This is a genomic window from Mesorhizobium sp. LCM 4577 (genome assembly GCF_001854795.2).
Taxonomy (GTDB): domain Bacteria; phylum Pseudomonadota; class Alphaproteobacteria; order Rhizobiales; family Rhizobiaceae; genus Mesorhizobium; species Mesorhizobium plurifarium.
The window spans coordinates 284,538-305,723 of sequence record NZ_MDDU01000053.1 but is presented as its reverse complement, the minus strand read 5'-3'; the positions used below and the strand labels follow the sequence as shown (position 1 = coordinate 305,723).

Here is a 21,186-nt window from a genome sequence, read left to right as displayed (position 1 = left end):
GCAACCGGCTGATCGCCAAGGTGCGGGCGGCGGTCGAGCGGCCGTTTGCGGTGTTCAAGGAGCGCTACGGCATGCGGCGCGTGCGCTTCTTCAACCTCGCCGCCAACCGCACGCAGTGCATGCTGGCGGCCTGCGCCTACAATCTAAGGACYATGMTCGGCGCCATCCATCCGCTTCGCGGGAGGTGGGCATGAGCAAAGGTGCGCCTACAATCCGCCGGGGCTGCCTGCCAGAACCGCCAAATGCCCCACAAGACCGCCGAAAACCGATCCGCCGGCCTTTTAAAAAGCTCTATTAACACACCGAACCCGACTTCGCTTCCCGTGCAAAGCCCTCCACCGGGGAGAGGTCGGATTGCCCCGAATTGCCCTTCGCAATTCGGTTGGCAATCCGGGTGAGGGGGACGCCTCGCGCCTTACGACGCAAGCATCGCCAGCTCCTCACTCGTCAGATGCCGCGCCTGACCCTTGGCAAGCTCGCCAAGCTCAAGACCGCCGATCGCCACCCTGATCAGCCTCAGCACTTCGATGTCAAAAACGCCGAGCAGCCGGCGGATCTGCCGGTTGCGACCCTCGTCGAGCACGATCTCCAGCCAGGCCGTCCGCCCGCCGCTGCGCAACAGTGCGATCGAGCTTGCCGTGAGCAACTCGCCATCGACGACGGCGCCCTGACGAAAGCGCTCGAGCATTCCCTCGTCGGGCGCAGCGGCGATCTGCACATGATAGGTCTTGGCGACATGCGAGGCAGGGTCGAGCAAACCGTTCGCCCAGCGCGTGTCGTTGCTGAGCAAAAGCAGCCCTTCGCTGGCCTTGTCGAGCCGGCCGACTGGCGACACGAACGGCAGGTCGAGCCCTTCCAGGCAGTCATAGACCGTGCCGCGGCCTTCGGGGTCGTCACGGGTCGTGACCAGCCCGCGCGGCTTGTTGAGCATCAGATAGACCTTGCGCTCCGCGACCACGCGCTCGCCGTCGACGGTGATGCGGTCGCGGCCGAGGTCGACCCGAAGCGAAGGGTCGCGCGCCACCTTGCCGCCCACCCGTACGCGCCCCTCGGCGATCAAAAGCTCGGCCTGCTTGCGCGAGCAGAAGCCGAGCTTCGACAACGCCCGGTCAAGGCTGGCCTTGGCGACGACGGGTCGCGGCTGTGTCATGACGCAATTCGGTTCCACAGGTAAGTCAGGAAAGGTGCCACATATGACCAAGACCTCGCAATCTCGGACAATTCTGCCGGCCTGCGCTTCGATACGGAAGGCCGAGCCGGTTTGAGCGGTGTAAGCATTTTGAGTTGGACCGACGGTGCATTGTCCTCTATGTCCTCACATTGGGTCTTGCTTGGGGGTGGCGACGTGGCAGGGGAGCCGGTTTCGCTCGAGTCCGAAACGATTCCGGTCGGCAATCTCGGCAACGGCGATCGCGACGAGATGTTTCGCCTTTACGAGAGGTACTACGAGGCGACCGACCAGGGCCGCTTCGAACGAGATCTCTCGGAGAAAAATGCCGTCGTCGTTATTCGGCGCAATAGTGACATTGTCGGATTCTCGACCTTGGCGGTTGGCAGCCTGATCGTCGACGGCGAAACAGTGCATTACCTGTTTTCGGGTGACACGGTGCTCGATGCGTCGCGCTGGGGCGACCCGGTTCTCCTGCGTGCATGGTTCCGCGCGGCTGGCGCGGTGAAAGCCAAGGTAGGCGAGGAAAGATTGTTCTGGTTCTCGATCATGATGGGCCATCGCACTTTCAGAATTCTACCCAACTTCTTTCGTGAATTTGTCCCGGCCATCGACGGGAAAGACAGGAGTGATTTGCGGCTGATCCGCAATCAAATAGCGGCGGCGCGCTACGGCCGTTTTTTCGATGCCACAAGCGGACTGATCGATTTTGGCCATTCGCAGGGTCATCTCCGACGAGAATGGGCAAGCGTCGAGAAGACGGCGGAACGAAACCGCTTTGCAGCATTTTTTCTGAGTGCCAATCCAGCATATTACCGCGGCGTCGAGCTCGCTTGTCTGGCCGAATTCAATTCCGCAAATCTGAAGCGATATGGAGCGACCAGCTTTGCCGAAGGTCTCAGCGATGGTCGCTGACGCCTGGGCAGGAATCGCCGGTGCCACCGTTGCGGCCGGGGCACAATTCCGCGCCGGGCTTGGAGACGTTGAGGTAGCGCAGCGCCATAGCCTTGCAAGTCTGATCAAGGCCAATCGCCTCACCGCCTTCGGGCGTGCCAACCGATTCATCGACATCACGTCCGCTGAGTCGTTCCGCTCGCTTGTCCCGATCGGTGACTATGCGGCGTTTCAGCCCTACATCGACCGTATCATCGGAGGCGACGACGCCGTGCTGACGGCAGAACCGGTCCGGTTCTTCGAGCAGACCGGCGGGAGTTCGGGCGGAGCTAAGAATATCCCTTATACCGATACCGCGCTCAAATCCTTCACCGATTGTCTTTATCCTTGGCTCGGGGATCTCATAGCGCGCCGTCCCGCCGTCACGCAGGGCCGTAGCTATTTTGCCTTGAGCCCGGTGGGTCGCTCGCTCGATCAGCGCATCGGCGCCTATCCATTGGGCAGTCCTTTGCCCTTCGCTTATTTCGGTGCTTTGCGCAGCAGTCTGATCGAGCTTTCGGCTGTGCCGATGGAACTCAGGCTTCTTGCCGATTTCGACACCTGGCAGAGAGAAACCTGTCTTTATCTGCTGCAGGCGGAAGATCTGGCTCTGATCTGGGTCTGGAGCCCGACCTACCTTACCGAGATTCTGCGTGCGATGCGGCGCGACGCGCTGAATCTGTTACCGACTTTGGCCTCCAGACTGGCGATATCGCAGGACAGGAATTCGGTTAACCGCCGCATCGAGACGCTTGAAAGCACGCTTTGCGGGTCGTCGAACGATCTCTCCGCGATCTGGCCCCGACTCGACACCATCAGCTGCTGGACGGATGCGTCGAGCAAAGGCTTCGCAGCCGAGCTGCAGGCGCTTTTCCCCCAGGCTTTCATGCAATCGAAGGGCTTGATGTCGACCGAGGCCGCCGTTTCCTTTCCTTTTGGCGACGGGCCGGGCTCGGTGCTTGCGGCGCACAGCGGCTTCTTCGAATTCATCGATGAAGCCGGCGATTGCCGTTTCGCTTGGCAGCTTGAAATCGGCCGCATATATCGTGTCGTCGTTTCGACGGGCTCCGGTCTCTATCGTTACGACACACATGACATGGTGGAGGTTGTCGGTTTCAGCGGCGACACGCCCCGTCTGCGATTCTGCGGCCGCGCCGGTGTCACCGTCGACATGTGTGGCGAGAAGCTGAGCGAGGCATTTGTTGCAAGCTGCCTCGAAAGGATCTCCGTGCCGTCCTATGCGCTGCTTGCTGCCAGGACGACTCCTCGACCGCACTACCAGCTTCTCGTCGAGGCCTGCTCGGACAATCCTCTGGATGGCGCCATCGCCGAGAGGCTCGACCGCGCCCTGACCGCCAACCCCCAATACGAATATGCTCGCCGAATCGGCCAACTCGACTTCGTGCGGTTGACATCGATCGACGATCTCTACGGCCGTTGGAAGCGTCACCGCATGCAAAGCGGCGCAAGCATCGCTGGCATGAAGGCGCCTGTCCTGCTTAGAGAGGTGGACAGTGTATTTCTGGCCGGACTGGGCGTTGCGGAGCGTTGATCGCGGTCAGCTCAATCGCAAGGACAACCGCTCCAATCCGCGTATCGAAGAATTATCCGTCCACTTCGCGCCGTCGATCGTTGGCTCAAGGCTTCTCCAGCGTCGAAGGACGGCTTCCAGCAACAGCCTTCCTTCCATTTCCGCCAGCGTCCTGCCGATGCAGACATGGGCGCCGCGACCGAAGGCGAGATTCTGCCTGCCATGTCGGGTGATGTCGAACACTTGCGGCTGGGGAAACTGTTCTGGATCTCGGTTGGCGGCCCCAATCAGCAGGACAATCAACTGATCTTCATCGATAGGCTGGCCGGCCAACTCAGTCGGTTTCACGGGCCACCGGCAAATCTTCTGCACCGGGCTCTCCAGGCGCAAGGTTTCGGCAACGGCGCTGGCAGCAAGCCGTCGATCGGCCAGCAAGCTGGCCCATTGAGAAGGGGCGTGAGCCAGATGGAACAGCATGTTGCCGATCAGGTGTACGGTCGTTTCATGGCCGGCAAAGGCCAGGAAAGCTATATTGCGGCCAGCGGTCTCGAGTCCCAGCTTGTCGACCAGAGGCGGCAATCCGACAAGCAGTGGCGGCATCTCTCCGCGCGCCAGCAGGTCGCGCAACAGGTCGGTGAAATAGGCCGACATCTCCTCCGCTGCATTTGACACCGGTCCGAAGGCGTCGTCGAACCCCGAGTCGAGAATGACGCGGATCGATGCCGACCAGGCCCGCAATCTTGGCATGTCCTCAACGGGTACGCCAAGCAGGCGGCCAATCACCCGTTCAGGAACAGCGCGGGTGAAAGCGGCGACCACGTCGACGACACCTGCAAGGTCAGCCTTCGAGACCAGCAGATCGACGGCTTCTGCGACGAAAGGCTCCAGCGCGGTCGCCCCCTTGCCGACAAAGGGTTGCTGCAGGGCCTGGCGGATGGCGGCGTGCGCATGCCCCTCCTGATACATCAGCCATTCGTTGATGGCCGATCGTTGGTCGCTTGCATGATTTCGATCATTTGGGGGAACATGCGACAGCTGGCGATTGACAAGGCAGGCCGAAACGAGGTCGTATCTCGTTACGAACACGTCGCCCCAGGGCGACCGCCAGACGGGGGCCTGGTCGCGCATTTCATCATGAATAGAATAGATGTCGATAGAGCCGTGGAAGCAGCCGGCCCGCACGCCATGCCAATAGTGATTGGCGCAGTGCTCCTCCCGAGCTGGATATTGTCCCTGCATCGCTGCGTAATAAATCTCCGCCCTGCCCAACAGAGTGCCCAACCAACTCACCTCCGCTCGGCCGGGTCATGCTTTCCATGACCACGGCTGGAGCATCAGGTCCGATCTACTACCTCTGTACCCAGCGCCATGCTTACACGATCGGGGTGTTCCTTGGCTATTACCGCCATGGGTTGGACGACTTTTTGCGAATAATACCCTATGAGAAGATCGATCGGCTTGGCCGTCTCCCCACCGGCAACTTCATTTTCACGGATTTCGAAAGACTGTCCGCCGCCCAGTTGCAGGCCGCTTCGGAGCTTTGCCACCGCATTTCAGCACAGGACCCCGCCGCGCTGATGTTGAACAATCCGGCGAAAGTCCCGAATCGCTTCGATCTTCTGAAAAGGTTGAAGGCAGCGGGACTCAATACCTTCGACGTGCATCGTCTTGACGATTTCCGCGCGGTCCAGCGGTTCCCGGTCTTCGTGCGCTGGGAAAGCCGGCACGATCCACCCTTGACCGGGTTGCTGGAAAGCCCGGGCGCGCTGGATGCAGCGATAGCCGGCCTGCCGCCGAAAATTCGACGCGACCCGGACCTGATGATCGTCGAATATGGAGCGGCGGCGTCATCGGACGGCCGCTTTCGCAAATATTCAGCCTACAGGGTTGGGCCGACGATCTATCCGCAGCATTGTTTCATCAATGAAAACTGGTACATCAAATTTCCCAGCACCCGCTTCACCGAGGCGGACAGGGCGGAAAGCCGGACCTACGTCGCTGAAAATCCGCATGCCTCTCAAATCGAGCGCGTGTTTGATCTGGCTGGCATCGACTATGGCCGGATCGACTATGGCATTGTCGACGGGCGCATCCAGACTTTCGAGATAAACAACAATCCAACTGTCCTGGCACGGCCGCCCAACTGGGACGCCACAGTGAACTACAGCCGCTATGCCGAGATGCATGCGCATGCGCTGCGAGCAATCTTGCGGCCACCGTCCGATGTCGTTTTGGAAATCGGCCGCGGTAACCGGAACGTCGATGCGATCCACGCCAGCGCAATGCGTCGCGTGCGGCGCCGCATAGGATGGTTCCATCTCAGGCGAACCCTCTCGTTGCGCAGACTGAGGAAACGTCTTGCAAACCCGTCCGAGCAGCCAAGAAGCTGAGTTGATCGGACGGGTTTGATGCATGCGATTGAGCGTTCACGGCGCGCTCAGCCGCCGGTAGGAGACGCCGTCGAATGTTGCCGTCACGAAGCTCTTGACCGACATCTTGCGCTTGCGCCCGTCGCTGCAGGCATAGAGCGGCCAGCCGGCTTCGCTGCACTCGCTGGCCATGCAGATGCGGCTCACGCAGTTGCCTGTGGTCAGCCGGAAACCGCCCTTGCCGGCAAAGCCCTGCAGCAGGCTGCCGTCCGCCGAGCGCCATGTCCGTTGCTGGAATTCAGGCCGCAGCAGCCGAGGCTCGAGCGGCGCGGCCAGACCGGTCTGGGCCCCTTGGCCCGAATATTGAAGCCGGTAGCGCGCCATGCCAGTCGTATATGCGGTGACGAGATCGGATTGGCCGGAATAGGCCGCCGCGAGGTCGGGACGGTCGAAAAGATGGGACACGCGCGGCTCCGCCGCCGACGGCCTGGTCAAGGCGGCGATGGCGACAAAGGCCAAGCATACGCGCAGCATCCCGATTTCCAGCAGCCACCCCGGTCCGGCACGCCGGCTTGCCCGGCTGCCCGCGCATACAATCTTTCCAATCGGATTTTCGCGCAAGCGCCCGTTTTAAGGCATGTCTCCCGAAAGTGGGAACCGGTTTCGGGATGAAGACATGCGTAAAATCGAAAACCTAAAGCGCATGGAGCGAATCTGAAAGATCGCGACGCGCTTTAGGGGCGGCCACGCTTTGTCAGCCATTGGCGGCCGGAGGCAGCTCGAACAGGGTGGCGCCGTTCTCCCGCCCTCGGTCGATATAGCCGATCACGCGGAACCATTTCGCGACGTCGGGCCTGTCCAGCCAGCTGCGCGAATGCACGGGCAGATTGCCGGCAAGCGCCTGGACGTGCCGGATGTGCCGCTTGCAGAAGCGGACCGTCGCGGCGTTGAAGAAATCCTCCTGCGCTGCAAACAGCGTATCGGCGGCGTCCGCATGCTCGTGCCAGGCGATGATTGCGACGGTCCTGTCGCCTTCGACGAGCGCATGCGCCCGGCCTTCCTTCAGGTTCATCATCAGATTGTCATAGGCGCTTTTGCTGTCCTTGCCGGCCGCCACATACTCGTCCGACATTCGCTTGGACAGGTCTCGGAAAACACCTTCCAGGTCTCCGACCGTCGCCGCGCGTGCTCTCATTTCTCCTCCTGACAGCCCGCTGGCAGTTTGCCCCAAGGAAGGGGGATCACCAAGAAAACCAAATCCCCGATCCGGGACATGCGCGCAATCTCATTTCGCACGGAAGGGCTCGACCGCTGATCACGCTCGCATATCAGCGTCGGCTTGAGATCGCATTTCCATTGTCGGATACTGGTGGTCTTCCGGGCCTGCCCGGCCCGCAGCGTTGTCTCCGCACCGTTCCCAATGGCGCCCATGATCGACCTGATTGAAACCATATACGAGGCGGCCTTCGTCCCGGAGCGATGGAACGCGGTGCTCCAGAAGGCGAGCGGCCTGTCGAACGCGGCCAGCGCTCAGGTCTTCTTCTTCAGCGACGACGGCCCGCCGCGCGGAACCACGCTCGACAATCTGCGGCCGCTGTTCGACGAATTCATCAAGGGCGATTTCTGGAAGTTCTGCGACAGCGTGCAGAAGATGTGCGGCTTGCAGCCGGCCAGCTTCGTGCGCGTCGACGACTTTTTGAGCCCCGGTGAGATCAAGCGCGATCCGGCCCGCATCATGCTGAGGGAATTCGGCATCGGCGCGCATCTGTGCACGGCGATCCCGATGCCGACAGGAGAGCTGGCGACTTTCGTCTTCCAGAAATGGATCAGGGATGGCGGCTTCGCGCAACCGGAGATCGACGGACTCGATGCGTTACGGCCGCATCTGGCCCGTGCCAGTCTTGTCGCCGGCCGGCTGCGGGTCGAGCGGGCGGTGGCCGCCACTTCGGCCCTCGATCTGCTTGGGTTGCCGGCCGCTGTGCTGTCGGCCAATGGGCGTGTCATGGCGACCAACCGGCATCTGGATCGTCTCGACACGGCCTTTCTGCCCGTGGCCTATGGCGGCCTGGCAATCGCCGACCGCGACGCCAACCGGCTGTTCCAGCTGGCCGTGACCGGCATGAGCCGCGCCGACAATGCGATCGGATCGATCCCCGTTCCGGGCATCGGCGGCGAGGCGCCTTTCGTCGTCCATCTGTTGCCGCTGCGACGCTCCGCGCACGACATATTCGGCAATGCCGACATCCTGGTGCTGGCGACGCCCATCAAGCCGAGCGCGCTTGTGCCTTCGGCGAGCCTGCTCAACGCCTTGTTCGATCTGACGCCGGCGGAGGCGCGGCTGGCGGCCGATCTTGCCGCCGGCTTCACCTTGGCGGAAACGGCCGCACGGGGCGGTGTCACCGTCAAATCCGCCCGCACCTATCTCGAGCGTGTCTTCCAGAAAACCGGTACCCACCGGCAGAGCCAGTTGGTCGCCATGTTGAAGACGCTGCAGCCGCTGGCCTCACTGCCGCCGCAATAACAGGGAGGGCTGCGTCGCGGCGGTCCGAGACAGGTGCGTTGAATTCGGCGGCCATCTGCCATAAAAAGCTGGGATATCCAGACGTTCCCGAACCTGCGGCCATGACAGGTTTGGGCTGCGTTGGCCGGCGGGCCGTCGGCAAGCAGTCGGTCCGTAGAGGGGCGGGCTACAGCATTTGGGGCATGTATTGACGTCGAGCAGGCCTATCCTGATCACCGGCGCGGCCGGCTTCATCGGTTTTCACCTCTGCCACCGGCTGCTCGCCGAAGGCCGGCAGGTTGTCGGCCTCGACTCCATGAACGAGTATTACGACATCGCCCTGAAACAGGCGCGGCTCGAACGGCTGAAAACGTTCGCGAACTTTCGTTTCGAGCATGTCGATCTCGCCGATCGCGATGGCATCTCGGCGGTCTTTGCCTCGGCCGCGCCGGAGATCGTCGTCAATCTCGCCGCGCAGGCGGGCGTGCGCTATTCGCTGATCAATCCGCACGTCTACGCGCAAAGCAATCTCAACGGCTTCCTCAACATCCTGGAAGGGTGCCGGCAGGCCTCCGTCGGGCATCTCGTCTACGCGTCGTCCAGCTCGATCTATGGCGGCAGCATGCGCATGCCGTTTTCGGTGCATGATTCCGCCGACCACCCCTTGAGCCTCTATGCCGCCAGCAAGAAGGCGAACGAGCTGATGGCTCACACCTACAGCCACCTGTTCGGGCTGCCGACGACGGGCTTGCGTTTCTTCACCGTCTACGGTCCGTGGGGAAGGCCCGACATGGCCTTGTTCATCTTCACCAAGGCCATCCTCGCCGGCCAGCCGATCGACGTTTTCAATTTTGGCAACATGCAGCGCGACTTCACCTATATCGACGACATCGTCGAAGGGGTGGTCCGCATCATGGGACATCCCGCGACGCCCAACCCAGACTGGACGAGCGCGGCGCCGGATCCCGCGACGAGCAGTGCGCCGTTCAGGATCCACAATATCGGCGACAGCTCGCCCGTTCAGCTGAGCCGGCTGATCGACGTGCTCGAAGACGCGCTTGGGAAGAAGGCAATCCGCAACCTGATGCCCCTCCAGCCGGGCGACGTGCCGGCGACCTATGCCGACGTCACGTCGCTCGAAGAGGTGACCGGCTTCAAGCCCGAGATTCCGATCGAGATCGGCATCCCGCGCTTCGTCGAATGGTACCGGGCTTTCTACCAGGTCTGATTGGACGTTTGCCGTTGACTTATCGGCCGGCCGTCGAGGCCTGCCTGTCGATCCAGAGCGCGATCAGCGTGCAGGCGGCGCCCGAAAGCAGATAGGCGCCGGCGGCGATGAGGCCGAAAGTGCCGGCCAGCAACAGCGCCGCGAGCGGCGCGAAGCCGGCGCCGAACATCCAGGCGAGGTCCGACGTCACCGCCGAACCGGTATAGCGATGCCGGCGCGAGAAGCTCGTCGCGACGACGCCCGAGGACTGCCCGAAGCTTAAGCCCAGCAGGATGAAGCCCAGCACCATGAACACCGTCTCGCCGACGGTGCCGCCGTTGAGAAGCTGCGGGGCAAAGCCGCTGAATGCGGCGATGGCAACGGCGCCGCCGCCGAGCAGGGCGCGGCGCCCGACACGGTCGGCCAGCGGACCTGATGCGACGATCGCCGCGATGCCGAACAGCGCGCTCACCGCTTCGATGACCAGGAACCGCTCCGGCCCTTCATTGGTGAACAGGAACACCCAGGACAGCGGAAACACCGTCACCATGTGGAACAGGGCGAAGCTCGCCAGCGGCGCGAAGGCGCCGACGACGACGTTGCGGCCTTCCATGCGGATCATGTCCCTGATGCGGGTCGGCTGCAGGTCGCCGCTCTCGTAGAGTTTCGAGAACTCGGGCGTCACCACGATGCGCAGCCTGGCAAACAGCGCCACGACATTGATGGCGAAGGCGACGAAGAAAGGGTAGCGCCAGCCCCAGGCGAAGAAGTCGTCGGCCGACAGGTTGGCGACGAAGAAGGCAAACAGCGAGCTTGCCACGATGAGCCCGATCGGGGCACCGAGCTGCGGGATCATCGCGTAGATGCCGCGCCGGTTCTGCGGCGCGTTCAGCGCCAGAAGCGAGGGCAGTCCGTCCCACGTCCCGCCAAGCGCAAGGCCCTGCAGGAAGCGGGTCAGCGCCAGYAGCCAGGCGGCGACCGCGCCGACATCCTCATAGGAGGGCAGGAACGCCATCGCGACCGTCGAGGTACCGAGCAGGAACAGCGCGATCGTCAGCTTGGCGCCGCGGCCATAGGCGCGGTCGACCGCCATGAACAGCACGGTGCCGAACGGGCGCGCGATGAAGGCCAGAGCGAAGATGGCGAAGGAATAGAGCGTCCCGACCAGCGGATCGTGCGTCGGAAACACAAGTTTGGGGAACACGATCACGGAAGCGATCGCATAGACGAAGAAATCGAAGAATTCCGACGTCCTGCCGATAATTACGCCGACCGCGATATCACCGGCGCTGACCTGGCCGTGATGCGAGCCGATCAGCCTGCTGTCCGTTCCGGCAGTCGAAGTTTCAGCCATCTTGTCCGTTGCCACCGAGCTCGGTCCGGGACGCGCCCGGTCCGAGATACGATTGTCATCCCATAATGCATGGCCAGTTTCGCCAAAGCCACCCCGGCTGGGCATTGGACAAATTGTCCAATGTCGTCGCGATGCCGGCGGCAGTAGCCGTTAGGCCCTATCGCATCGCAACCTGCAATATCCGTGCAGGGCCATCGAGGGCAGCGTTTGATGAAACGATCCGGAGCCTTGCTTCTCCTTCCGCTCGCCGTGCTGCTGAGCGGCTGCGACTTCGTCGTGCTGGCGCCTGCGGGCGATGTCGCGGCGCAGCAGCGCGACCTGCTCGTCGTCTCGACCCTGCTGATGCTGCTCATCATCGTGCCTGTCATGGCGCTGACAGTGCTGTTCGCCTGGCGCTACCGGCAATCCAGCACCACCGCGACCTATACGCCGGACTGGGACCATTCGACCAAGCTGGAGCTGGTGATCTGGGCCRCTCCCCTGCTCGTCATCATCTGCCTCGGCGCGCTCACCTGGCTCGGCACACACCTGCTCGATCCCTATCGGCGCATCGACCGGATCGAGCCGGGGCAGCTGGTCACGCAGGCCCATAAGCCGCTCAGGGTCGACGTTGTCGCGCTCGATTGGAAGTGGCTCTTCATCTATCCGGACTACGGCATCGCCTCGGTCAACGAGCTGGCCGCGCCGGTCAACCAGCCGATCGACTTCCGCATCACCTCGTCCACGGTGATGAACTCCTTCTACATCCCAGCCCTTGCCGGCCAGATCTACGCCATGCCTGCCATGGAGACGAAGCTGCACGCGGTCATCAACCGTCCGGGCACCTATACCGGCTTCTCGGCCAACTACAGCGGCGCCGGCTTCTCCGGCATGCGCTTTGCGTTCCACGGCCTCACCGACCAGGCCTTCGCTGACTGGGTGGCCCAGACCAAGAGCGCTGAGGCCACGCTCAACCGCGAGACCTATCTCGCGCTCGAACGTCCGAGCGAGAACGAGCCGGTCCGCCACTATGCCTCCGTCGATCTCGACCTCTATGGCGCGATCCTCAATCTGTGCGTCGAACCGGGCAAGATGTGCATGAACGAGATGATGTCGATCGACGCCAAGGGCGGCCTTGGCCTTGCCGGCGTGCGCAACACCTTGCCGCTGCAATACGACAAGCTTGCCCGGCGCGGAGCGGTGTTCGGCAACGACCCGTCCTATGTCGCAAGCATCTGCACGGCGGAGGAGGCGGCCGCCGCTTCCCGCGCGGCGCGGGATGCCGATGATAAGGCTTGGCCGCTCAGGGACCTGTCCCCGCTGCGCGGCGTTGGCCTGCTTGCGCCCGGCGCAGGCAGCCGCCGCGCCGATGCCGAGACGCCGTCGCTCGGCCTGCTGCGCTTCGAATTGTGAGGGATGGCGAATGCCTGAGACGCTGACCAAATTCATCTTCGGCCGCCTCACCCTGGAGTCGCTGCCGCTGCACGAGCCGATCGTCGTCGGCACCTTCGTCGTGGTGGCGCTCGGCGGTTTGGCTCTTCTCGGCGCGGTCACCTATTTCAAGCTCTGGGGCTACCTGTGGCGCGAGTGGTTCACCAGCGTCGACCACAAGAAGATCGGCATCATGTACATGGTGCTGGGCCTCGTCATGCTTTTGCGCGGCTTCTCCGACGCCATCATGATGCGCCTGCAGCAGGCCATCGCCTTCAACGGTTCGGAAGGCTATCTCAACGCCCATCACTACGACCAGATCTTCACCGCGCATGGCGTGATCATGATCTTCTTCGTGGCGATGCCCTTCGTCACCGGACTGATGAACTTCGTCGTGCCGCTGCAGATCGGCGCGCGCGACGTCTCCTTCCCCTTCCTCAACAATTTCAGCTTCTGGATGACGGTCGGCGGCGCCATCCTGGTCATGGCCTCGCTGTTCGTCGGCGAGTTCGCCCGCACCGGCTGGCTGGCCTATCCGCCTCTCTCGGGCATCAACTACAGTCCCGATGTCGGCGTCGATTATTACATATGGGCGCTGCAGGTCGCGGGCGTCGGCACGACACTGTCCGGCATCAACCTGATCTGCACCATCATCAAGATGCGGGCGCCGGGCATGACCATGATGCGCATGCCCGTCTTCACCTGGACCTCGCTCTGCACCAACGTGCTGATCGTGGCGTCCTTCCCGGTGCTGACGGCTGTGCTGACGCTTCTCGCGCTCGACCGCTATGTCGGCACCAACTTCTTCACCAACGACTTCGGCGGCAACCCGATGATGTATGTGAACCTCATCTGGATATGGGGTCACCCGGAGGTCTACATCCTCATCCTGCCGCTGTTCGGGGTCTTCTCCGAGGTCACTTCGACCTTCTCCGGCAAGCGCCTGTTCGGCTACACCTCGATGGTCTATGCCACGGTGGTCATCACCATCCTGTCCTATCTGGTCTGGCTGCACCACTTCTTCACCATGGGCTCCGGCGCCAGCGTCAATTCCTTCTTCGGCATCACCACGATGATCATCTCGATCCCGACCGGGGCGAAGATCTTCAACTGGCTGTTCACGATGTATCGCGGCCGCATCCGCTTCGAGCTGCCGATGATGTGGACGGTGGCCTTCATGCTCACCTTCGTCGTCGGCGGCATGACCGGAGTGCTGCTTGCCGTGCCGCCGGCCGACTTCGTATTGCACAACAGCCTGTTCCTGATCGCGCATTTCCACAACGTCATCATCGGCGGCGTGCTGTTCGGCCTGTTCGCCGCCATCGCCTACTGGTGGCCCAAGGCCTTCGGCTTCAAGCTCGATCCGTTCTGGGGCAAGGTCTCGTTCTGGTGCTGGGTGGTCGGCTTCTGGTTCGCCTTCATGCCGCTCTACATCCTCGGCCTGATGGGCGTGACGCGCCGCATGCGCGTCTTCGACGATCCCTCGCTGCAGATATGGTTCGTCATCGCCGCCTTCGGCGCGGTGCTGATCGCCGCCGGCATCGCCGCCTTCCTGGTCCAGATCTTCGTCTCGATCCGCAAGCGCGCGGACCTGGTCGATGTCACCGGCGATCCCTGGGATGGCCGTACGCTCGAATGGTCGACCTCCTCGCCGCCGCCGGCCTACAACTTCGCCTTCACCCCCATCATCCGCGACAACGACGCCTGGTGGGACATGAAGAAGGCCGGCTACCGGCGCCCGCTTACCGGCTTCAAGCCGATCCACATGCCGAAGAACACCGGCACCGGCGTCATCCTGGCCTTGTTCAGCATGGCGCTCGGCTTCGGCCTGATCTGGTACATGTGGTGGCTGGCGACGCTGAGCTTCGTCTGCCTGATCGCCACGGCGATCGGCCACACCTTCAACTACCACCGCGACTTCGACATCCCGGCGGCCGAGGTCGCGCAAACGGAAGAGGCGAGGACGACGCTCCTCGCCGCTCAGGGGGCTAGGGCTTGAGCATGGCATCGACGGCAATCACGGCCGGCGCCGAACCGGTCTTCCACCTGGAAGAGGAGCATGCGCACGCCGAAGGCGGCAGCACCATGCTCGGCTTCTGGCTCTATCTGATGAGCGACTGCCTGATCTTCGCCATGCTGTTCGCAGCCTTTGGCGTGCTCGGCGGCAACTACGCGGCCGGTCCGGCGCCGAAGGACCTGTTCGATCTCGGCCTGGTGGCGGTCAATACCACCATGCTGCTGCTCTCCTCGATCACCTATGGCTTCGCCATGCTGACCATGGACAAGGGCCGCGTCGGCGCGACGCAAGCCTGGCTTGGCGTGACCATGCTGTTCGGCCTGGCGTTCCTGTCGATCGAGTTCTACGAATTCGCGCATATGATCCACGAGGGCGCGACGCCGCAGCGCAGCGCCTTCCTGTCGTCCTTCTTCACGCTGGTGGGCACGCACGGCCTGCATGTCACCTTCGGCATCGTCTGGATGGTGACGCTGATGGTGCAGGTCGCCCGATACGGCCTCATCGAGGCCAACCGCCGCCGGCTGATGTGCCTTTCGATGTTCTGGCACTTCCTCGACGTCGTCTGGATCGGCGTCTTCACCTTCGTCTACCTGATGGGGATGCTCAGATGAGCGCTCATGATCATACCGATCACGACCACACGCATGGCGGCGCCGCGCACGGGTCGCTGAAGGGCTATCTGATCGGCTTCGTCCTGTCGGTGGTGCTCACGGCCATCCCGTTCTGGATGGTCATGACGGGCGCCATCGACAACAAGCAGGCCACGGCCATCATCATTATGGCCTTCGCGGTGGTGCAGATCGTGGTGCACATGGTCTTCTTCCTGCACATGACCCCCGCCTCGGAAGGCGGATGGTCGATGCTGGCGCTCATCTTCACGGTGATCCTCGTCGTCATCGTGCTGAGCGGCTCGCTCTGGGTGATGTACCACCTCAACGCCAACATGATGCCGGGACTCCACGAGATGCGGGAGATGCCATGAACCCCATTTTGGGCGTGGGCGTGTCGCGCGCGGGGAGGGCCAGTTTCGAGGCAAAAGACGTGATCGGCCGGGCAGACATTGCCTCTCACGCCGAGCCGTCAAAGGGCTCCGCGTCACGGTTTTTGCTTGTGCTGCTCGGGCTTCTCGGCGTTCTGGTGTTTCTCGGGCTCGGCCTCTGGCAGCTGGAAAGGCGGGTCTGGAAGCTTGACCTCATCGCCCGCGTCGACCAGCGCATCCATGCTTCCGTCGTCGATGCGCCTGGCCCCGCGACATGGGCCGATATCAACGCGGCCGGCTATGAATACCGCCATGTGCGGCTGGCCGGGCGGTTCCAAGGCGCCAACGCGCTGGTGCAGGCGGTGACCGAGCTTGGCGCCGGCTATTGGGTGCTGACGCCGATGCGCGACGACCGCGGTTTCACGGTCCTCGTCAACCGCGGCTTCGTTCCGCAGGAGCGCAAGGCCGAGTTCGAGCGGGAGAATGCCGCGCTCACCGCGCCGGCGATGGTCGACGGGCTGCTGCGCATCAGCGAGCCCGGCGGCGGTTTCCTGCGCAGCAACGATCCGGCCACGAACCGCTGGTACTCGCGCGACGTCGCGGCAATCGCCAAGGCCCGCGGCCTGACCGACGTCGCGCCCTATTTCATCGATGCCGGGGCCTCCGGCCCCGACAGCTGGCCGCGCGGCGGGCTCACCGTCGTCAAGTTTCGCAACGCGCATCTTGTCTACGCTTTGACCTGGTTCGCCCTGGCCGCGATGCTGGCGGTGGCCCTTGTCAGGCCGATCTTCGCCGGCCGCGATCAGCGGGACGCGCCAAGATGAACATTTCGATCGCGCGGCTTCATCACGACAAGCCGTTCCTGACGGTTCCTCCGGCCGGCCAGGGAGGCTCGGCCCCGAACACCGACGCCACGAACAGGAAGAACCTGCTGCTCCTCATCCAGTTGCGCTGGCTGGCGGTGGCCGGGCAGGTGCTGACCATCCTGGTGACGCAATACTGGTTCGCCATCCAGCTGCCGCTCGCCGAGATGGCCGGCGTGGTGCTTTTCCTCATAGGGCTCAACATCTTCAGCCTGCTCGCCCTGCGCGGCAATCGCCGCATCTCCAACGCGCAGCTCTTCGTCGCGCTGATCTTCGACATGGCGGCGCTGACGACGCAGCTCTATCTGAGCGGCGGCGCCTCGAATCCGTTCGTGTCGCTCTACCTCCTGCAGATCACGCTCGGCGCCGCGCTGCTGGCGCCATGGTCGACCTGGATCCTGGTAGTGGCGGCCTCCGCCTGCTTCGTCTTCCTCATCTTCGCCTTCCAACCGATCGCTCTCCCGCATCACGGCGGCAGCGATCTCCTGGCGCTGCATCTGCGCGGCATGTTCATCTGCTTCGTGTTGGCGGCCGGCCTGATCGTGATCTTCATGACGCGCATCAACCGCAACCTGCGCGAACGCGATGCCTATCTTGCCGACCTGCGCCAGCGTTCCGCCGAGGAAGACCACATCGTGCGCATGGGCCTGCTGGCCTCAGGTGCCGCGCACGAGTTGGGCACGCCGCTCTCGACCATTTCGGTCATCCTGTCCGACTGGCGCCAGATGCGCGGCGTCAAACGCAGCCGCGAGCTTTCCGAGGACGTGGCCGAGATGCAGGCGCAGATCGAGCGCTGCAAAAGCATCGTCACCGGTATCCTCATGTCTTCCGGCCATGCGCGGGGCGAGGGCACGATCCGCACCACGATCCGCCAGTTCCTCGACGATCTCGTGCAGGAGTGGCGCCTCAGCCGCCAGCCTATCAAGCTGGATTACAGCAACGGTTTCGAGCCGGACGAGCAGATCGTGTCCGACACGGCGCTGAAACAAGTGATCTTCAACGTGCTCGACAATGCGCAGGAAGCATCGCACCATTGGGTCGGCATCACTGCCGAGCGGCAGGATGAGAAGCTGGTGCTCTCCGTCAGGGATCGCGGACCGGGCTTCGACAAGGATATTCTGGCCGGGCTCGGCCAGCCCTATATGTCGAGCAAGGGGCGCCCAGGCGGCGGCTTGGGCCTCTTCCTGGTGTTCAATGTCGTGCGCAAGCTCGGAGGTGACGTTTCGGCGCGCAACATGGCGGAGGGCGCCTGCGTTACCCTTTCGCTGCCGCTGGCGGCGCTGACCGATGGAGGCGATCGTGAAATCTGATCGATCCTTGTTTGTCGTCGAGGACGACGTGACCTTCGYGCGGACGCTCAAACGCTCCTTTGAAAAGCGCGACTACGACGTCGTGGTCTCCCACGACCGGGAGGCGCTGCTGGTCGCGCTGGAAAAGACTGTTCCGGCCTATGCCGTCGTCGATCTCAAGCTCGGAGCGGGATCCGGGCTCGAATGCGTCAAGCTGCTCAGCGCCCGAAACCCGTCGATGCGGATCGTCGTATTGACGGGATTTGCCAGCATCGCCACGGCGGTCGAGGCGATCAAGCTCGGCGCCTGCCATTATCTGGCCAAGCCCGCCAACACCGACGACATCGAAGCCGCCTTCGGCCGCGCCGAGGGCGACGTCTCGGTGCCGCTCACCAGCCGCCCCACTTCGATCAAGAACCTCGAATGGGAGCGCATCCACGAAACGCTGGTCGAGACCGGCTTCAACATCTCCGAGACCGCGCGCCGGCTTGGTCTGCACCGGCGCACGCTCGCCCGCAAGCTCGAGAAGCGCGTGGTGCAGTAGGGCAATTCCAGGAAAAGTGTGAGCGCTTTTCCGTCCGGAATTGCGTAAAAGCAAGGAGATAGAGCATGTCACCGTTTCTGTGAAACGGTGACATGCTCTGGGGTAATTTCCTCGATTGCTCAGTAGGTGGTGCGCCCGCCTGACAGGTCGAATGTCGAGGCGGTGGTGAAGCTGTTTTCCTTCGAGACCAGCCACGCGACCATCGCGGCGGCTTCGTCGACCTCAAGCAGCCGGCCGCGCGGAATGCGCGAGCGCATGTACTCGATATGCTCGGGCGTCAGCTGGTCGAGGATGCGCGTCTGGGCGGTTGCCGGCGAGATGCAGTTCACGGCGATGTCGTATTGCGCCAGCTCCTTGCCGAGCGACTTCGTCAGGCCGATGACGGCCGCCTTCGATGCCGAATAGGCGGCGGCGTTGGGATTGCCCTCCTTGCCGGCCACGGAGGCGATGTTGACGATGCGGCCGTAATTGCGCTCCTTCATGCCGGGCACGACAGCGCGATTGACGTGGAAGGTGCCGTTGACGTTGATGTCGATGATCTTCTTCCACATGTCGACGTCGTAGACGTCGAGCGGCGCCGCCGGGCCGGCGATGCCTGCGGAGTTCACCACGATGGAGATCTTGTCGGCGATTTCCTCGGTCCTGGCGCGGGCTGCATCGACCGCGTCCCAGTCGGCGATATCGACCACCAGCGTCGTGGCGGCCTTGCCGAGCTCCTGCCGGGCGGCGTCGAGGCGCGCCTCGTCGAGATCCCAAAGCGTGACCGTGGCGCCCGAGGCGACAAAGCGCTTGGCCATGGCGAAGCCGAGGCCCTGGGCGCCGCCGGTCACCACCGCGTGCTGGCCGTCCAGATCGATCCTGTTCATATCGGGCGTTTCCTCCAGTCCAATTTTCCTGCTGATATTCCGGCTATTGGCCGCAATGCGTGATCCGCACGGGCTTCCGGCCCGGTATCGCGACGCTACATGGTGGCGCCGAGGCTCCACGGCACGAATTCGTTGTCGCCATAGCCAAGCACCTCCGACCTGGTGCGCCCGCCGGACGCCACCCGCAGGATCTCCGCGAAGATTTCCTCGCCCTTCTCAGCCAGCGTCACGCCGTCCAGTATGTCGCCGCAGTTGATGTCCATGTCGTCGCGCATCTGCTCGAAGATGAACGAGTTGGAGGCGAGCTTGATCGAAGGCGTCGGCTTGCAGCCGAAGGCCGAGCCGCGCCCCGTGGTGAAGCACAGTATGTTGGCGCCGCCGGCGACCTGGCCGGTGGCCGAGACCGGGTCGTAGCCGGGCGTGTCCATGAAGACGAGGCCGCGCTCGTTGATCGGCTCGGCATATTCCAGCACCGCGCGCAAATTGGTGGTGCCGCCCTTGGCCGATGCGCCGAGCGACTTCTCCAGGATGGTCGTCAATCCCCCCAGCTTGTTGCCGGGCGAGGGATTGTTGTTCATCTCCATGTCGTGCCTGGCGGTGTAGTCCTCCCACCAGCGGATGCGCTCGACCAGCTTTTCGCCGACCGCCCGGCTTTCGGCGCGGCGGGTCAGGAGATGTTCCGCGCCGTAGATCTCGGGTGTCTCCGAAAGAACGGCGGTGCCGCCCTGCGCGACGAGCAGGTCCACCGCCGCGCCGAGCGCCGGATTGGCGCTGATGCCGGAGTAGCCGTCCGAGCCGCCGCATTGCAGCGCCAGCACCAGCTCGGAGGCCGGTTGCGGCGTGCGCCGCGCGGCGTTGACGATCGGCAGCATCTCGACGATCGCCTTCACCCCGGCATCGACCGTCTTGCGCGTGCCGCCGGTCTCCTGGATCGTCATCGTGCGGAAGGTGGTGTTCTCCTCGATGCCGTAGGATTGCATCCAGCGCGGGATCTGGAAGGCCTCGCAGCCGAGCCCGACCATCAGCACGCCGCCGACATTGGGATTGGTGGCGAAGCCCCATTGCGTGCGCTTCAGAAGATCGTAGGCCGGGCCCTTGGTGTCGATGCCGCAGCCGGTGCCGTGGACGAGCGAGATGATGCCGTCGACATTGGGATAGTCGCGCAGGATGCCGGAGCGGTTGACTTCCTCTGCGATGAAACGCGCGACGCTGGCCGAGCAGTTCACCGAGGTCAGCGTGGCGATGTAGTTGCGCGTGCCGACTTTGCCGTTCGGCCTGCGATAACCCATGAAGGTCGCCCGTTCGCCGTCGGGAACGACCGGCGTTTGCCTGGCGTCCGCGCCATAGCCGTAATCCCGCTCGAAATCGCGCAGGTAGACATTGTGCTCGTGCACCCAATCCCCGGCCGCGATCGGTCCGCGCGCGAAGCCGATGGTCTGGCCGTATTTCACGATGGGCTCGTCCACCGCGATGTCGCGCATGGCCATCTTGTGTCCGCGCGGGATTCGGGTCCGAGCCGCAATATCGCCGGCCTTCTCGCCAGCCGCCAACGGATCGACCGCGAGCAGGATGTTGTCCGCATGCGAAAGCTTGATGAAGCGTGCCATTGCCCAAGACTCTGAAGAAAATTCTCACCGGCGCGGCCGCGAGATTTGATGAGTCGGAATACTAATATAATAGAATGTCAGCGGTCAAGCGACAGCCGATCGTGTTTCAGTGGAACCGCCGTTGCGGGATATCCTTCGCAGGGCTCGACAGAGCGGGATCGCCGCCTGCGCGCACAGATCCTTGCTCTACCTGCTGCCGTCAGCGGCTCAGTCCAGATGGAAGACTTCCTCCATCGCCGCCCACCATTCGCCTTGCGCGCGGGTGGCCAAGGGTTGCTGCATCGGGTCGCACAATTCCCACCATTTGCGCATCGCGGCCGATTCGCCCATCCGCGCGGCGTCCGATGCGAAATCGTCGCCGTGATATTCCCAATAGGCGAACAGCAGGTTCTCCGGCTCGCGCAGGAAGATGGAGTAGTTCCTTATATTGGCGCGGCTGATGACATCGAGCACCTCGGGCCAGACCTCGGCGTGCACGCGCTTGTAGTCCTCGATCGCCTCGGCCTTCAGGCCGATGCAAAACCCCATTCTCTTCATCATGGTCTCGTC

At 63.2% G+C, this 21,186-nt stretch carries 21 protein-coding genes; 13 read left to right on the top strand and 8 right to left on the bottom strand.

Going from position 1 to position 21,186, the window contains the following annotated elements; genetic code table 11:
- Positions 1-194: transposase (locus LCM4577_RS30300; RefSeq protein WP_157900516.1), on the top strand; the 194-nt coding region annotated here is incomplete at its 5' end.
- A 221-nt stretch (positions 195-415) separates the two neighbouring features.
- On the opposite strand, the gene LCM4577_RS30295 is transcribed toward LCM4577_RS30300, so the two are convergent.
- Complete coding sequence (locus tag LCM4577_RS30295; RefSeq protein WP_071074544.1) at positions 416-1,150, bottom strand: pseudouridine synthase; 735 nt, start codon at positions 1,148-1,150, stop codon at positions 416-418.
- Between the two features lie 195 nt (positions 1,151-1,345).
- Here LCM4577_RS30295 and LCM4577_RS30290 point away from each other — a divergent pair, with 195 nt between their 5' ends.
- Positions 1,346-2,083 carry a hypothetical protein gene (locus tag LCM4577_RS30290; RefSeq protein ID WP_071074543.1) on the top strand — a complete coding sequence of 246 codons (738 nt, stop codon included), beginning with the start codon at positions 1,346-1,348 and terminating at the stop codon, positions 2,081-2,083.
- On the top strand, positions 2,073-3,653 hold the full coding sequence (locus LCM4577_RS30285) for a GH3 auxin-responsive promoter family protein (protein ID WP_071074542.1): 1,581 nt from the start codon (positions 2,073-2,075) through the stop codon (positions 3,651-3,653). Before LCM4577_RS30290 ends, LCM4577_RS30285 begins: the two co-directional genes overlap by 11 nt.
- Before the next feature lie 6 nt (positions 3,654-3,659).
- On the opposite strand, the gene LCM4577_RS30280 is transcribed toward LCM4577_RS30285, so the two are convergent.
- The gene (locus LCM4577_RS30280; RefSeq protein ID WP_131803544.1) at positions 3,660-4,913 is read right to left on the bottom strand and encodes a cytochrome P450; all 1,254 of its coding nucleotides are present in this window, start codon (positions 4,911-4,913) and stop codon (positions 3,660-3,662) included.
- A gap of 26 nt (positions 4,914-4,939) precedes the next feature.
- On the opposite strand from LCM4577_RS30280, the gene LCM4577_RS30275 reads away from it, so the two are divergent.
- Positions 4,940-6,022, top strand: coding sequence for a hypothetical protein (locus tag LCM4577_RS30275; protein ID WP_131803542.1), 1,083 nt, complete (start codon positions 4,940-4,942; stop codon positions 6,020-6,022).
- 36 nt (positions 6,023-6,058) lie between these two features.
- On the opposite strand, the gene LCM4577_RS30270 is transcribed toward LCM4577_RS30275, so the two are convergent.
- Together LCM4577_RS30270 and LCM4577_RS30265 are read right to left on the bottom strand one after the other, a co-directional pair.
- On the bottom strand, positions 6,059-6,535 hold the full coding sequence (locus tag LCM4577_RS30270; protein ID WP_071074539.1) for a hypothetical protein: 477 nt from the start codon (positions 6,533-6,535) through the stop codon (positions 6,059-6,061).
- 220 nt (positions 6,536-6,755) lie between these two features.
- Positions 6,756-7,196, bottom strand: coding sequence for a hypothetical protein (locus tag LCM4577_RS30265; protein ID WP_041001755.1), 441 nt, complete (start codon positions 7,194-7,196; stop codon positions 6,756-6,758).
- 234 nt (positions 7,197-7,430) lie between these two features.
- Between LCM4577_RS30265 and LCM4577_RS30260 the strand changes: the two genes are divergently transcribed.
- Together LCM4577_RS30260 and LCM4577_RS30255 are read left to right on the top strand one after the other, a co-directional pair.
- Complete coding sequence (locus LCM4577_RS30260; protein ID WP_071074537.1) at positions 7,431-8,522, top strand: helix-turn-helix transcriptional regulator; 1,092 nt, start codon at positions 7,431-7,433, stop codon at positions 8,520-8,522.
- A gap of 187 nt (positions 8,523-8,709) precedes the next feature.
- A complete protein-coding gene (locus LCM4577_RS30255; RefSeq protein WP_198541112.1) occupies positions 8,710-9,729 on the top strand; it encodes an NAD-dependent epimerase in 1,020 nt (339 codons plus the stop codon).
- Positions 9,730-9,748: 19 nt separating this feature from the next.
- Here LCM4577_RS30255 and LCM4577_RS30250 read toward each other — a convergent pair whose 3' ends face one another.
- Positions 9,749-11,062 (bottom strand): MFS transporter, encoded by a 1,314-nt coding sequence (locus LCM4577_RS30250; RefSeq protein ID WP_071074535.1) that lies wholly within the window; start codon positions 11,060-11,062, stop codon positions 9,749-9,751.
- Positions 11,063-11,272: 210 nt separating this feature from the next.
- Between LCM4577_RS30250 and cyoA the strand changes: the two genes are divergently transcribed.
- The 7 genes from cyoA to LCM4577_RS30215 are packed head-to-tail and all read left to right on the top strand — an operon-like array spanning position 11,273 to position 18,164.
- The gene (gene cyoA / locus LCM4577_RS30245) at positions 11,273-12,454 is read left to right on the top strand and encodes a ubiquinol oxidase subunit II (protein WP_071074534.1); all 1,182 of its coding nucleotides are present in this window, start codon (positions 11,273-11,275) and stop codon (positions 12,452-12,454) included.
- A 10-nt stretch (positions 12,455-12,464) separates the two neighbouring features.
- A complete protein-coding gene (gene cyoB, locus LCM4577_RS30240; RefSeq protein WP_071074533.1) occupies positions 12,465-14,471 on the top strand; it encodes a cytochrome o ubiquinol oxidase subunit I in 2,007 nt (668 codons plus the stop codon).
- Between the two features lie 2 nt (positions 14,472-14,473).
- Positions 14,474-15,100, top strand: coding sequence for a cytochrome o ubiquinol oxidase subunit III (cyoC, locus tag LCM4577_RS30235; protein ID WP_116390212.1), 627 nt, complete (start codon positions 14,474-14,476; stop codon positions 15,098-15,100).
- Positions 15,097-15,471: a cytochrome o ubiquinol oxidase subunit IV gene (gene cyoD / locus LCM4577_RS30230; protein WP_041006522.1), complete on the top strand. Its 375-nt coding sequence runs from the start codon at positions 15,097-15,099 to the stop codon at positions 15,469-15,471. The genes cyoC and cyoD overlap by 4 nt, the downstream gene beginning before the upstream one ends.
- Positions 15,468-16,292 (top strand): SURF1 family protein, encoded by an 825-nt coding sequence (locus LCM4577_RS30225; protein WP_083354895.1) that lies wholly within the window; start codon positions 15,468-15,470, stop codon positions 16,290-16,292. Before cyoD ends, LCM4577_RS30225 begins: the two co-directional genes overlap by 4 nt.
- Positions 16,289-17,641: an ATP-binding protein gene (locus LCM4577_RS30220; RefSeq protein WP_083354894.1), complete on the top strand. Its 1,353-nt coding sequence runs from the start codon at positions 16,289-16,291 to the stop codon at positions 17,639-17,641. Before LCM4577_RS30225 ends, LCM4577_RS30220 begins: the two co-directional genes overlap by 4 nt.
- A complete protein-coding gene (locus LCM4577_RS30215; RefSeq protein WP_198541111.1) occupies positions 17,631-18,164 on the top strand; it encodes a response regulator transcription factor in 534 nt (177 codons plus the stop codon). The genes LCM4577_RS30220 and LCM4577_RS30215 overlap by 11 nt, the downstream gene beginning before the upstream one ends.
- Before the next feature lie 119 nt (positions 18,165-18,283).
- Here LCM4577_RS30215 and LCM4577_RS30210 read toward each other — a convergent pair whose 3' ends face one another.
- From LCM4577_RS30210 to LCM4577_RS30200, 3 genes are all read right to left on the bottom strand, one after another.
- Positions 18,284-19,030, bottom strand: a complete 747-nt coding sequence (locus LCM4577_RS30210) for an SDR family NAD(P)-dependent oxidoreductase (protein WP_040985817.1) — start codon at positions 19,028-19,030, stop codon at positions 18,284-18,286.
- Positions 19,031-19,125: 95 nt separating this feature from the next.
- On the bottom strand, positions 19,126-20,637 hold the full coding sequence (locus tag LCM4577_RS30205; protein WP_071074530.1) for a UxaA family hydrolase: 1,512 nt from the start codon (positions 20,635-20,637) through the stop codon (positions 19,126-19,128).
- Positions 20,638-20,844: 207 nt separating this feature from the next.
- Positions 20,845-21,174 carry an L-rhamnose mutarotase gene (locus LCM4577_RS30200; RefSeq protein WP_071030796.1) on the bottom strand — a complete coding sequence of 110 codons (330 nt, stop codon included), beginning with the start codon at positions 21,172-21,174 and terminating at the stop codon, positions 20,845-20,847.
- Positions 21,175-21,186 lie beyond the last annotated feature (12 nt).